This window comes from Pseudomonas sp. FP2300 (assembly GCF_030687595.1).
Lineage (GTDB): Bacteria > Pseudomonadota > Gammaproteobacteria > Pseudomonadales > Pseudomonadaceae > Aquipseudomonas > Aquipseudomonas bijieensis.
This window is the reverse complement of sequence record NZ_CP117440.1, coordinates 1,026,816-1,039,866: the sequence shown is the minus strand read 5'-3', so window position 1 is coordinate 1,039,866 and position 13,051 is coordinate 1,026,816. Positions and strand designations below refer to the sequence as shown.

The following is a 13,051-nucleotide window of genomic DNA, read 5'->3' as shown; positions in this document are numbered from 1 at the left end:
TTATTGTTCTGTCAGGGGGCGCACGCGCACGCCCTGTTCAAGCGACGCCAGCAACGCGGTGTCGTGGATGCCAAAACCGATCTGCGTGACCGCCATGGCGGCGATGGCCGTGGCGGTGCGCAGTGTCTGTTCCGGGGTGTCGGCGCTGAGCAGGCCATGCAGCATGCCCGCCAACAGCGAATCCCCGGCGCCCACGGTACTGGCAACACTGACCTTGGGCGGCGAGGCATGCAGCGCCGCGCCGACACTGAACCAGTTCACCCCATCGGCACCGTGGGAAATCACCACATGCTCGACGCCCTGGGCATGCAGGCGCTGTGCCGCTTGCGCCTGGGCCATTTCGCTCACCACCTCGCAACCCAACGCGTCGGCCAGTTCCTCGGTGTTCGGCTTGATCAGCCACGGCCCCGCCGCCAGGGCGACGCGCAAGGCTTCGCCACTGGTGTCGAGGGCCACGTTCAGGCCGAGTGTTTTCAAGCGAGTGATCAAGGCCTGCAACCATTGCGGACTGACGCCCCGAGGCAAGCTGCCCGCTACCACGACCACGTCATGGCCGGGGGCGATCTGCTCCAGCCGCGTCAGCAAGGCCTGTTGTGCGGCTTCATCGACCACCGGGCCGGGCCCGTTGAGGTCAGTGATGCGCCCGTCCTGCTCGGCCAACTTGATATTGCTGCGGGTTTCGCCGGGGACCCGGATAAAGGCGTCGACAAAACCGCGCTGGGTGAACAGCGTCTCGAACACCTGGGCATTGTCTTCGCCCAGAAAACCACTGACCGTCAGCGTATGACCGAGATCGGCCAGCACCTGGGCCACGTTCACGCCCTTGCCGGCGGCGTGGGCGTGCATGGCGTCGCTGCGGTTGACCTGGCCCGGCTCCAGGCGCGCCAACTCCACCGTGAGGTCGAGCGCCGGGTTGAGGGTCAGGGTAAGAATCTTCGCCATTACAGCGCCTCCACTAATGCGCGCACATCATCGGCGCTGCCCACGGCCAAGGCCTCTTGGGCCAAGGTTTGTACTTGCGCCAGGCTCAATTCGCGCACGCGCGCCTTGACCTCGGCAATGCTGCGGGCCGAAACACTCAACTCATCCACGCCCAGGCCCACCAGCACCGGCACCGCCAGCGGATCGGCCGCCAGTTCGCCACACACACCCACCCATTTGCCATGGGCATGGGCGGCGCGCACGGTGATGTCGATCAATTGCAACACGGCCGGGTGCAAGCCGTCGGCCTGGGCCGAAAGCGTCGGATGACCGCGGTCGATCGCCAGGGTGTATTGCGTCAGGTCGTTGGTGCCGACGCTGAAGAAGTCGACTTCCTTGGCCAGCACCGGTGCTAGCAGCGCGGCGGACGGTACTTCGATCATGATTCCCAGTTGCAGGTCTGCCACGGGGATTTCCAGGCGCAGGCGCTCGGTCATGGCCCGGGCCTGGCGCCACTCGTCGACGCTGCCCACCATCGGGAACATGATCCGCAGCGGACGGTTGTCCGCCGAGCGCAACAAGGCACGCAATTGCGCTTCCATGACCTGCGGACGCTGCAGCGTCAGGCGAATGCCACGCACACCGAGGAACGGGTTTTCTTCTTTCGCGATCGGCCAGTACGGCAGCGGCTTGTCGCCGCCCACGTCGAGGGTGCGCACCACCAGCGGCCGCCCGGCCAGGCCATCGAGCACCTTGCGGTACTCGGCTTCCTGGGTCGCTTCGTCGGGCGCCTGGGTGTGGGCCATGAAGATCAGTTCGGTGCGCAACAGGCCAATACCTTCGGCGCCCTGCTCCACCGCGCTGGCGACACCGGCGCTTTCGCCAATGTTGGCGAACACTTCCACGGCATGACCGTCACGGGTCAGCGCCGGTTGGTGGCGCTGCTCGGCGGCGATCTTGAGGCGCTGTTCGCGGGTGTCGCGCTCTTCCCTGGCTCGCTGCAAAGTGGCGGCGTCAGGGTCCACGTGCAAGCGACCGCGCTGGCCATCCAGCAGCAAGGACGTGCCCGGCGCCAGCAACAACACCGCCGCACCGGCGCCCACCAGCGCCGGAATGCCCAGGGCCCGGGCGACGATGGCGCTGTGGGCGGTGGCGCCGCCACGGGCGGTGAGAATCCCCGCCACACGCGTCGGGTCCAGGCGGGCCACGTCGGATGGGCCGACTTCGTCCATCACCAGGATGTAGGGTTGATCCGGCTCGTTCGGGGTTTCGACGCCGCACAGTTGCGCCAGCACACGACGGCCGACATCGCGCAGATCGGCGGCCCGTTCGGCCAGCAAGGCATCCTGCAAGGCCTCCTGCTCTTTCGCGGCGGCTTCGATCACGCCCATCCATGCCGCTTGCGCACTCTCACCCAGCTTCAAGCGGGTGTCGACTTCGTCGGTCAGTTCCGGGTCGTCGAGCATTTCCTGGTGAGTGATGAAGATCTCGCGGATGGCCTTGGCCTTGGCGCGTTCGATCAGGCCTTGGATGTCCCGGCGTACCTGGTTCAAGGCGTTTTGCAGGCGCTCGCGCTCGATGGCTGCCGATTCACCGCGCAACGGATAGTCGATAGCCTGCAAGACCTGGATGTGCGCCGGGCCGATGGCGATGCCCGGGGCGGCGGCGACGGCCTGGATCAGGCTGCCGGGTTCGGGGGCCAACATGACGGTCGCGACTTCGGCCATCACGGTTTCCCGTGGCGCACTGGGCGGCGGCAGCGGTTCGACGTCTTCGCCAAGGCCTTCTTCGATGGCCGCCAGCAGTGCCGGCAACGCATCGGCGGCAATGCTCGGCTCGGCGATGAACTCCAGGACCTGGCCGCGACGGGCGCCCAGGCTCAACAGTTTGCTCAGGCTCTTGGCCGACACGGCGCTGTCCTGACCGTCGACAATGCGCACGCGGATCTCGCCTTCGAAGCTTTTCGCCAACTGGGCAAGAATTTTCGCCGGACGGGCATGCAAGCCGTGAGCATTGGCCAGGCCGATACGCGCGCTGGGCCAATCGGCGGGCAATTCGCCGCCGAGCACTTCCAGTACCTTGCGGCTGCTGGTGGCGCGGCCCAGTTCGTGGCCGCGACCTTCAATCAGCAAGGCGCAGAGCCGTTCCAGCAAGGCCTGGTGGGCCTCGCCGAGGCTGGCGAGGCAGAACAGACCGCTCAAAGGTTGCCCCAGGTAACGGATCGGTTTGTCCGGGGTGACGAAGGCCAGGCCCGGGCGCTTGACCGTCTGCTCGCTGTGCAGCCACCACAAGCCATCGCCCAGGGGCAGCGCATCGACTTGCTGCAACACCCCGGCAAAGCCGTTGCTCACGCAGTCGGCCTGGCGCAGCAGGCGGGCGCCGCGCCATACCAGCTCTTCAAAATCGTCAGCCGACACACCGAGGCCGATCATCTGGGCATCCAGGGCCAGTTCCTGTGGCGCGCCTTGCAACAGTTTCAACAAGGCTTCGGCGGAACCGGCACGGCGCAGGGCCTGGCCCAGGTCAGTCTCGCCAAGGGCGCGGGTCAGCAGTTGCAGCAGGCGCAGGTGCTCGTCGGACTTGGCCGCGATGCCGATGGCCAGGTAGACGATCTGACCATCGCCCCAATCCACGCCCTCGGGGAATTGCAACAGACGCACGCCGGTGGAATAGACCAGGTCGCGGGTTTGCGGAGTGCCGTGGGGGATGGCAATACCTTGGCCAAGAAAGGTCGAGCCCTGGGCTTCGCGGGCCTGCAAGCCGGCGAGGTAACCTTCGGCTACCAGGCCATCGGCCACCAGTTTGTCAGCGAGCAATTGCAGTGCAGCGTCTTTATCCACAGCCGTCTGAGCCATGGATATCTGCTCTAGAGTGAGCTCGAGCATGCTTTCTCCTTTTTGGCGTCCGGGTTGGCGCCAGGTATTGTTTTGAATGAATCAGCTTAGCGTTACAGGACGGCTTTTGGCGGTATCGCGGCAGCACCGCCAAAAATCCTGCTAGCCTTGAAAATACGCTTGCTGAAACGTTTAATCTAGAAAGATTGGCACGTTACTCGATAATCTCTCATCGTTGAAGTGCAACTTGTCGTAAGCGCTTGGACGGTGATCACCCTCTTGAATCGGGTAGGATGGCCCTTATCGTCAGGGCTAACTCGAAAAAACAAGGAAAACCGGGTTGAAACTCAGTGATATTGCCCAACTGGCCGGTGTGTCCGTAACCACCGCCAGCTACGTCATCAACGGCAAGGCCGAACAGCAACGCATCAGCAGCGCCACCGTCGAACGGGTGCGGGCGGTGGTCCAGGAACACGGCTTCACGCCCAATCCCCAGGCCGCCGGGCTGCGCAGCCGGCATACGCGCACCCTGGGCTTCATCCTGCCCGACCTGGAAAACCCCAGTTACGCACGCATCGCCAAGTTGTTGGAACAAGGCGCACGGGCACGGGGCTACCAGTTGCTGATCGCCAGCTCCGACGACGCGCCCGACAGTGAACGGCAACTGTTGCAGTTGTTCCGCGCCCGGCGCTGCGACGCGCTGATCGTCGCCAGTTGCCTGCCGGCCGGAGACGACAGTTACCTGCAATTGCAGGCCAAGGGCATTCCGATCATCGCCATCGACCGGGTGATGGACCCGGCGCGGTTCTGCTCGGTGATCAGCGACGACCGCCAGGCCAGCCTGCACCTGACGCGCAGCCTGCTGGAGACCCACCCTCGGCAAATCGCCTTGATCAGCGCCCGTCCCGAATTGAGCATCAGCCAGGAACGGGCCGCCGGTTTTCGCGAAGCCCTGGCCGGGTTCGAGGGCCAGGTGTTGATCGAGCATGGCGAGTCGTTCAGCCGTGAATGCGGCCGCCAGTTGATGGATGAAATGCTCGCGCGCCTGGGGCATCTGCCCGACGCGCTGATCACGACGTCCTACGTGCTGCTGCAAGGGGTGTTCGACGCCCTGCACGATTTCCCGCTCAAGTCGCGGCCGTTGCGCCTGGGTACGTTTGGCGACACGCAGTTGCTGGATTTCCTGCCGCTGCCGGTCAATGCCATGTCCCAGCAGCATCAGCTGATCGCTGACAAAGCCCTGGAGCTGGCGCTGGCGGCCATCGAAAGCGATGACTACCAGCCAGGCGTGCAGGCCATCGCACGGACGTTCAAGCAGCGTATTCACCAGGGCTGAAGACTCTTCAGGATTGATGCATGGAGTTGATCGACACCCACACCCACCTGGACTTCCCGGACTTCGATGCGGACCGCCCGGCGCTGCTGGCCGAAAGCCGTGCCCTGGGTGTGCGGCAAATGGTGGTACTGGGCGTGTATCGGGACAACTGGCAGCGGGTCTGGGACCTGGTGCAAAGCGACCCCGACCTGCACGCCGCCCTGGGCCTGCACCCGGTGTACCTTGATCAGCATCGCCCCGAAGACCTGACGCAATTGCGCGAGTGGCTGAGCCGCCTGGCCGGGCATCGGCAGCTGTGTGCAGTGGGGGAAATCGGCCTCGATTACTACATCGAGACCCTCGACCGTGAGCGCCAGCAAGCGTTGTTCGAGGCGCAACTGCAACTGGCGGCGGAGTTCGAACTGCCGGCGCTGATCCATGTGCGCCGTAGCCATGCCGCCGTGACTGCCACCCTCAAGCGCATTGGTCTCAAGCGCGGGGGAATCATCCATGCCTTCGCCGGCAGTTTTGAGGAGGCCCGCGAGTACATCAAGCTCGGCTACAAGCTCGGCCTCGGTGGCGCCGCCACCTGGCCCCAGGCCCTGCGCATGCATCGGGTGCTGGCGAAATTGCCGCTGGAAGCGGTAGTGCTGGAAACCGATTCACCGGACATGGCTCCGGCGATGTTCCCCGGTCAGCGCAACAGCCCGGCGCATTTGCCGGCGATTTGCGAGGCGCTGGCGGGGCTCATGGCGGTGAGCCCGGAACGACTGGCCGAGGCCAGCACGGCCAACGCCCGCGAATTGTTCAACTGGTGACAGCCTCCTGTGGGAGCGAGCCTGCTCGCGATTGCAGTGTGCCAGACAATATATTTGTCGACTCATACACCGCTATCGCGAGCAGGCTCGCTCCCACACTGGTTCGGCAGTGAACATCATTGTGTAGCTAAACCCTGAATGCATTGATCAGTTGTTTGAGCTGCACCACCTGAGCGGACAATTCGCGGCTGGCGTTTTCGGTCTGGTGGGCGCCTTCGGCGGTACGTTCGCCAGCGCGGTTGATTTCGACAATGTTCTGGTCGATGTCATGGGCCACGGCCGTTTGCTGCTCCACAGCGGCGGCGATCTGCTGGTTCTGGTCGACGATCATGCCGACCGCACCCAGGATGTTTTCCAGGGCCTGCTGGACCTTTTCCGACTGACTGACAGTGCCGCTGGCCATCTCATGGCTGGAGCCCATGGCCTTGACGGCGGCGCCGACACCGCCGTGCAGGCGGGTTATCATCGCTTCGATTTCTTCGGTCGATTGCTGGGTGCGCTTGGCCAGGGTCCGCACTTCATCGGCCACCACCGCAAAGCCGCGCCCCTGCTCACCGGCCCGGGCCGCCTCGATGGCGGCATTGAGCGCCAGCAGGTTGGTCTGCTCGGCGATGCTCTTGATCACATCCAACACGCGGCTGATGGCCTGGCTGTCGGTCGCCAGTTGATTGATCACCTGTACCGACTGATCGATCTCGCTGGCCAGGCGGGCGATGCTGCCCTGCTGGGATTCCACCAGCCCACGCCCGCTAAGGGTCTCGTCGTTCACACTGTGGGCGCTGCTGACCGCTGCGGCGGCACTGCGGGCTACCTCCTGGGCCGTGGCCGACATCTGGTTCATCGCCGTGGCCACCAGTTCGATCTGGCTGCGCTGACCGGCGACGGCCTGGTTGCTTCGGGCCGATACCGTTTCCACTTGCCCGGCCTGACGTTCGACTTCCGCGACGGTGCGGCCGACCTGTTCGATCAGGTCATGGATCTTCGCCACCGTACCATTGAACACCTCACCCAACTCGCCCAGCTCATCCTTGCTGCGAGCCACGAAATTGACCGTCATGTCCCCTGCCGCCACCTTGTCCATCATCTGGCCCAAGTGCTGGAGGGTGGTGCGGGTCGATGCGTAGAAGCCGGCGTACAGGTAAAAAATCAACAGGAACACCAGCACCAGTGCCACGGCTTGCAGCACCATGTGACTGCGGTTCTGCTCCAGGCGCTGCTGCAACTGCACGCCGAGAAATTCCTGGGTCGCTTCGTTCAGCCGATACGTCTGCGCCATCAGGCCGCTGACCTGCTCAAAGAATGCCGGCCAAGGTGCATCGAGGGTGTCGGCCATCACCACCTGCTCCTCGATCAGTTCCGAGGCTTTCTTGAGGCTGCTCTTGCTGCCGTCGGCCTGGACGGCCAGGGCCTGCCCGGCGGCCTTGCTGGAAGCGAGGGCGTCCTGCAGTTTCAAATCATATTCGCCCTGAAGCTTTTCGATCTGCGCCAGCAACTCGTCGAAACGGGTGCTCGATGCCGAATTGAGAAACCCCAGCCCCAATGAGGATGCCCCCAGTGCCCGCCCCTCTCCGAGGATCTGGGTGACCTTGGGGGTCGTGCCGATGATCAACTCGCTGAGCTGACGGATGTCGCTCTGGTTGTCGCGGCTGAGCCCCGCCTGGCTGGCGATGATCTGGCTGAACATCTGGGCGCTGTTGAGCAACTTGCCGATCAGCGCACTTTTGCTCTGCAGGGAGCTTTCGGCCTGCTGGGCCTTGAAAGCGCCGATCATCTCGTCGCGCTTGGCCTCGAAGGCACTGACCTGCTCCGGCTCGATGGCCATGGCGGTCATGCCTTGCAGGCGTGCGAGAACCTGTTGCTCCAGGCTGCCGATCTTCGCTTCCACATCACCGGCCTTGCCGGACTGGCCCAGGCTGGCGTTGATCTGTACCAGGTTGTTGAGGGTTTCCAGGTCCCGACGCAAAGTCAGGCTGCTGCCTAGCAAATCGAGGCTTTGCAGCTCCACTTGTGTGCCCTGGAATTCTCGATAGGAATCGCGCACCAGAAAGAAGTTGGTCACCAGCATGGGAAGCAGGAACAGCACGCTGATCAGGCTGAACTTCATGCCGAAGCTCAGGCGGTTCATCAGCGCGACGGCGGGCCAGAGCAAACTCTTCACAAGGAAGTCTCCCGGTAGTGTTCTTATTGTTATGAGCTCGCGCACGGAGACAGCAGAAAGCCACTATTCGAGCGCTGTCTCTGTATAGCCTAAATCGGCGGGGAGATTTGTAACTTAAGGTTAACGAGAAGGACTGACACGGTTCAGCTGTGGCTAGGGGATTTATCTGTGGGAGCAAGGCCTTGCTCCCACACAATCCCCTCGCCACAAGGAGATGCGGTGGTTGTTCTCAGGCCAACACCGTCCACAACGCAAACCCGGCATACCAGAGCACCGCCGCACGCAGCAGCAACTCCCAGAGGCGGTCCAGGCTGTTGATGCCGTCCGGTCCGGCGACGGGCTTGGGGATCTCGCCAGCCACCAGGCCGACTTTATCGATGAGTTCGGCGGCGCTGATGTTCCAGTTCAACAGCTCATGCAGCATGACCCGGCTGACCGCGACGAAATTGCCCACCAGGGCGAAGCTTGCCGCCAGCAACCGCACCGGCACCCAATCGAAGGCATGGCGCATTTGCGTGGCCCGCTCGGCCACGCCGGGGTTCTGGCTGTGCTCGGCAGCCAAGGCCAGCAATCGATAACTCAGGGCCGCCACCGGGCCGAGCAGGAAGTACCAGAAAATCACCGCGAAAAAGCTCTGGTAGGCCTGCCACAACAAATGCCCTTGGACCCGCTCCAGCAACTGCTCGCCATCATCGGCTTCGATGTCCAGGTCGCGCTTGGCCACATGAGCCGCCGCTTGCAGGTCTTCCCGGCGCCACGCGTCGCGAAACGGTCCCAGGTCCGCCAGTAGATCACCGCGCCCCAGGCTGTAAATCACCACCAGCAAATGCACCGGCAGCGCCAGCAGGCCATAGGCTACCGGTTCCAGCACCCACAGCAGCAACGCCAGCAGCGCCACGGGCAGCAGGACCATCACCGTCAGCACCAACCAGGGTCGGTCGACCCAACGTGGGCTCGCCTCGAGCTTGTTCAGCTCGTGCAGCCAACCGCCGTCGCGCTGGACCCGCTGGCGCAAGGCCGAGAACTTCTCGATCCAGACGGCCAGCAGCAACACCAGAAAACTCATTGTCCTTCCCCTTCTGTCAGGGCCGCGCGATAGCGCGCCCAGTCGAATGCCGGTCCCGGATCGGTCTTGCGCCCCGGGGCGATGTCGCTGTGCCCGCAGATACGCTGCACAGTGATCGCCCTGAACGCCGCTTGCAACTGCCGGGTCAGGTCCACCAATGCGGCATATTGCGCGTCGGTGAACGGCAGATCATCGGTGCCCTCAAGCTCGATGCCCAGGGAAAAATCGTTACAGGTCTCACGTCCCTCGAAACACGAGACGCCCGCATGCCATGCGCGATCCAGACAAGAGACAAACTGGGTCACGGTGCCGTCACGCTCGATCAGAAAATGCGCAGAGACGCGCAGGTCGGCGATACCGGCAAAGTAGGGATGTTCCGTGACATCCAGACGATTCTGGAAGAATTCCTGCACCTTGCCCGTGGCGAACTGTGCCGGTGGCAGGCTGATGTTGTGGATCACCAGCAGGGAGATTTCGCCTTCGGGGCGCGCATTGAAGTTGGGCGATGGGCAATGACGCACCTCCTCGCACCAACCGCTCGCGGAGTCCAACTGCATACAGGTTCCTTCGATGACGACGGTGAATGCCGCCAGTATGCCGTGATCGGACCGGGCTGCGCGATCACTTGCCGCGATTGAGCTGGCGCAGATTGCCCAGCACCGACTCCAGCGCGCGGTCGAACAACAGGGTGTCGTCCAACAGCCGCGCCGCGCCCCGGCGAAACTCCAGGGCCAGGCTGGTGCGGCTGTGCTCCAGCACCTTGAGGCCAGTGCGATTGACGAAGACGTATTTGCCGGTGGCCTCGATGATCGCCGCCAACTTGCAACGCAAGGTGTTGTCATCGTCCTCCTGGAACTCGACCCAGCTCCCCAGGTGCAACTGGTCGACCTGCAGCAGGCCGACATCATCCGCCGGCAAATGCACCGCCACGCTCTCTCCCGCCGATTTTTGCGGGGGGCGCAGGACGATTCTGTCCCGCACCTCGACCATGGCCGGCGAATCGAACGGCTGGGCCTGTTCCGTTGCCTGGCCCGTACGTTCGAGGGCCTGCACATGCAGGACTTCCAGCTCACTGAAAAACTCGCTGGTGGCGAACGGGTCGAACGCCGAACGGCTCAGGCCTTCACGCAGGGCCTTGAGCAGCTCCGGCACCATCGCCAGCAAACGCAGGCCGGCATCAGGTTCGTCGTGAGGCTGGACGCTCCAGATCAATTGCTCCAGGGTCAGGACGTCGGCCTGCCACTCGGCGGAATACTTGCCGTGCTTGAAACAGGTCAGCAACAACACCTGGCTCCAGGCGTGTTGCACGAACTCCACCACCGCTTGCGGCAAGACTTTGCCCAGCATCACCTGGTTCAGCGCCCCTTCGACTCGCTGGCGTGCCAGTTCGGCCTTGGCCCGGCCCTCTTCGGCATCGCGGATACGCTGTTCGAGCAGCTCACTGCGGCGCCGCTCGTCACTGGTGAAGGCCAGGAAGTCGGCCAGCAACTCGGAGAAAATGGCCGGGTCATCGACGAAATCATTCAGCAAGCGCTGCACCACCTGCTCGATGCGCAGGTACAGACTGTCGCGCTGATGATCGTCGCAATCGCCCCAGCCCATGGCTGCAGCCGCGATTTCGTTAAGCAGCCGCCGGGCCGGATGATTGCCGCGGCTGAAGAAGCTCTTGTCCTGCACCGCGACCTTGAGCATCGGAATTTGCAGGCGGCCGATCAGAGCCTTGAAGGAGTCCGGCAAGTTGTGATCGTCGAGGATGAACTCGAACATCATCGAGATCAGATTGATCACGTCTTCATCGGCGCCTTCGACCACCCGGGACTTGCCACTCCTGACGCTGACCCGGGTCAACAGCTGTTCGAGCTGGCTACGCAAGTCGAATTCGTCGTGAACGGTAGGCGCCGGTACGTATTGCTGCAAATGAGAGAGCAGCCGCAGCAGGTCACGCGTGGAGATCGGCTGGGGCGGTACGCTGGGCTCCAGGGTCGGCGCCACGCTGCCACGCACTTGCATCAACAGTTTCTGCAAGGCGGCGAACACTTCCTGGACGCTGTCATCGACCTCGCCATCGCTGGGCTTGGCAGCGATCTCGGCGTTGGGCCTTGGCTGATCCTCGGAGCGATCCGACGCGCGCCGCGCCGGCGTAACCTTGAGCTCCGGCAAGATGCCAGTGGCGGCCAGCAGCTGGTTGGCCTCGGTATAGAGTTGGTCGCACTCGCTGAGCACATAACGTTCGAACAGCTTGAGCAGGATCAGCTTGACCTTGATGCCCACCCCCAGGTTGCGTCCGGCCTGCAGGAACTTCTCGCACAGCAGTGCCGGGCTCAGGGGATTGTGCTGGTTGGACAGCGGTCGGGCCAGCAGCACACCGAGTCGGGCCGTCAGTTGTTCCAGCGCCACGCCATCGCGCCTGAGCACCCGAGTGACCATCGCCTCGACCGCCAGCTGCCGCTCCAGCTCGTCCTGGGAGCGCTGGGTCTGGCTGTCCGGCGCCAGGCTGGGCGTCAAGGTGACGTGGGTCAGGTCGTACTGGGCAAGGCTGACGAAGGTCTCGAAAAACTGCTCGATAAATTCCCGCTCGATACTTTTGCGCTTCAGGCGCAGGTCGCGCATGGCCTCGAAGTACAGGTTCTGCTCGACGTCGTCGCGCGCGCGGTCGGCCATTTCAAACAAGGTGTCGTCGGCATTATCGAACAGCCCCTGCAAACCCAGGCGCAGCTGCTGGGCAGCCTTGTCGCGAACCTGCAGCAGAATCACAGGCAGGCGGGCGAGCGGCGAACGATTCGCCTCATCGGTAGACACCTTGTGCAAAGGCACTACATTCCCGTCGTTGTGCATCCTGGCCTCCTGAAACGGCTTTCTTCGGCTCGCAACGTCAAAGTCATGACGTCAATCGAAAGGCGGATTATCGGGTAAAAGAACCCCGTCGTACCAGTAGACTCTGTGATCCAGCTCGAAATACGGCGCAATTAGTGACCGGCGAAAAGAGGAAATGTTGCGAGGACGCGACCAAATGCAGGTTTCGACACCCTATAATCAGGCCACTTTGTTTGTGGAGCCTGTTATGCCGAATCTACGCCTCGCCGATCTGACCGCCGAAATCGAAGCCAACGTGCGCCGTGCGTTGCTCGAAGACATCGGCAGCGGCGACATCACCGCGCAACTGATCCCCGCCGAACGCCTGGCCAAGGCCACCATCATCACCCGCGACGCGGCGATCATCAGCGGCACGGCCTGGGTCGATGCCGTATTCCGGCAACTGGATCCGCGTGTCGCAGTGCATTGGCAAGTGCACGACGGCGACCGGGTCAGCCCCGATCAGGCACTGTTCCACCTCGAAGGCCCGGCCCGCTCGCTGCTGACTGGCGAACGCAGCGCACTGAATTTTTTGCAAATGCTCTCGGGGGTCGCCACTCGGGCCCGCTACCTGGCCGATTTCGTCTCCGACACTCAGGTCAAGTTGCTGGACACCCGCAAGACCCTGCCCGGGCTGCGCCTGGCCCAGAAGTACGCCGTCACCTGCGGCGGCTGCCATAACCACCGCATCGGCCTGTACGATGCGTTCCTGATCAAGGAAAACCACATTGCTGCCTGCGGCGGGATCGCCCAGGCCATCGCTGCCGCCCACAAGATCGCACCGGGCAAGCCGGTGGAAGTCGAAGTGGAAAGCCTGGCGGAATTGAAAGAAGCGCTGGCGGCCAATGCCGACATCATCATGCTCGACGAACTGAGCCTGGACGACATGCGGGAAGCCGTACGCCTGAACGGCGGCAAGGCGAAGTTGGAAGCCAGCGGCGGGATCAACGAAAGCACGTTGCGTCCGATTGCCGAGACCGGGGTGGACTACATCTCGATCGGGGCGATGACCAAGGATGTGAAGGCGGTGGATCTGTCGATGCGCTTGAGCCTCTGACAACGAAAAACGCCAGCCTCGAAAGGCTG

The 13,051-nt window shown here is 63.3% G+C and carries 9 protein-coding genes; 3 read left to right on the top strand and 6 right to left on the bottom strand.

Going from position 1 to position 13,051, the window contains the following annotated elements:
* Together pfkB and ptsP are read right to left on the bottom strand one after the other, a co-directional pair.
* A complete protein-coding gene (gene pfkB / locus PSH86_RS04425; RefSeq protein WP_109753504.1) occupies positions 1 to 942 on the bottom strand; it encodes a 1-phosphofructokinase in 942 nt (313 codons plus the stop codon).
* The gene (gene ptsP / locus PSH86_RS04420; protein WP_109753503.1) at positions 942 to 3,806 is read right to left on the bottom strand and encodes a phosphoenolpyruvate--protein phosphotransferase; all 2,865 of its coding nucleotides are present in this window, start codon (positions 3,804 to 3,806) and stop codon (positions 942 to 944) included. The genes pfkB and ptsP overlap by 1 nt, the downstream gene beginning before the upstream one ends.
* 289 nt (positions 3,807 to 4,095) lie before the next feature.
* Here ptsP and cra point away from each other — a divergent pair, with 289 nt between their 5' ends.
* Positions 4,096 to 5,091 carry a catabolite repressor/activator gene (gene cra / locus PSH86_RS04415; protein WP_305488137.1) on the top strand — a complete coding sequence of 332 codons (996 nt, stop codon included), beginning with the start codon at positions 4,096 to 4,098 and terminating at the stop codon, positions 5,089 to 5,091.
* A 20-nt stretch (positions 5,092 to 5,111) separates the two neighbouring features.
* On the top strand, positions 5,112 to 5,888 hold the full coding sequence (locus PSH86_RS04410) for a TatD family hydrolase (protein ID WP_176688628.1): 777 nt from the start codon (positions 5,112 to 5,114) through the stop codon (positions 5,886 to 5,888).
* Between the two features lie 127 nt (positions 5,889 to 6,015).
* Here the strand turns inward: PSH86_RS04410 and PSH86_RS30525 are convergent, their stop codons facing one another.
* From PSH86_RS30525 to PSH86_RS04390, 4 genes are all read right to left on the bottom strand, one after another.
* Complete coding sequence (locus PSH86_RS30525) at positions 6,016 to 6,720, bottom strand: methyl-accepting chemotaxis protein (protein ID WP_370873796.1); 705 nt, start codon at positions 6,718 to 6,720, stop codon at positions 6,016 to 6,018.
* Between the two features lie 1,555 nt (positions 6,721 to 8,275).
* Positions 8,276 to 9,112 (bottom strand): regulatory signaling modulator protein AmpE, encoded by an 837-nt coding sequence (gene ampE / locus PSH86_RS04400; RefSeq protein ID WP_109753499.1) that lies wholly within the window; start codon positions 9,110 to 9,112, stop codon positions 8,276 to 8,278.
* Positions 9,109 to 9,669 carry a 1,6-anhydro-N-acetylmuramyl-L-alanine amidase AmpD gene (gene ampD, locus PSH86_RS04395; protein WP_305488127.1) on the bottom strand — a complete coding sequence of 187 codons (561 nt, stop codon included), beginning with the start codon at positions 9,667 to 9,669 and terminating at the stop codon, positions 9,109 to 9,111. Before ampD ends, ampE begins: the two co-directional genes overlap by 4 nt.
* Positions 9,670 to 9,733: 64 nt before the next feature.
* Positions 9,734 to 11,947 carry a DUF1631 domain-containing protein gene (locus PSH86_RS04390; RefSeq protein ID WP_116834158.1) on the bottom strand — a complete coding sequence of 738 codons (2,214 nt, stop codon included), beginning with the start codon at positions 11,945 to 11,947 and terminating at the stop codon, positions 9,734 to 9,736.
* A 226-nt stretch (positions 11,948 to 12,173) separates the two neighbouring features.
* On the opposite strand from PSH86_RS04390, the gene nadC reads away from it, so the two are divergent.
* A complete protein-coding gene (nadC, locus tag PSH86_RS04385; RefSeq protein WP_116834157.1) occupies positions 12,174 to 13,022 on the top strand; it encodes a carboxylating nicotinate-nucleotide diphosphorylase in 849 nt (282 codons plus the stop codon).
* Positions 13,023 to 13,051: the final 29 nt, after the last annotated feature.

Coding starts and splice junctions, on each gene's coding strand:
- PSH86_RS04390 (WP_116834158.1), bottom strand. CDS start 11,947: ATGCACAACGACGGGAATGTAGTGCCTTTGCACAAGGTGTCTACCGAT.
- ptsP (WP_109753503.1), bottom strand. CDS start 3,806: ATGCTCGAGCTCACTCTAGAGCAGATATCCATGGCTCAGACGGCTGTG.
- PSH86_RS30525 (WP_370873796.1), bottom strand. CDS start 6,720: ATGTCGGCCACGGCCCAGGAGGTAGCCCGCAGTGCCGCCGCAGCGGTC.
- nadC (WP_116834157.1), top strand. CDS start 12,174: ATGCCGAATCTACGCCTCGCCGATCTGACCGCCGAAATCGAAGCCAAC.
- ampD (WP_305488127.1), bottom strand. CDS start 9,669: ATGCAGTTGGACTCCGCGAGCGGTTGGTGCGAGGAGGTGCGTCATTGC.
- ampE (WP_109753499.1), bottom strand. CDS start 9,112: ATGAGTTTTCTGGTGTTGCTGCTGGCCGTCTGGATCGAGAAGTTCTCG.
- pfkB (WP_109753504.1), bottom strand. CDS start 942: ATGGCGAAGATTCTTACCCTGACCCTCAACCCGGCGCTCGACCTCACG.
- PSH86_RS04410 (WP_176688628.1), top strand. CDS start 5,112: ATGGAGTTGATCGACACCCACACCCACCTGGACTTCCCGGACTTCGAT.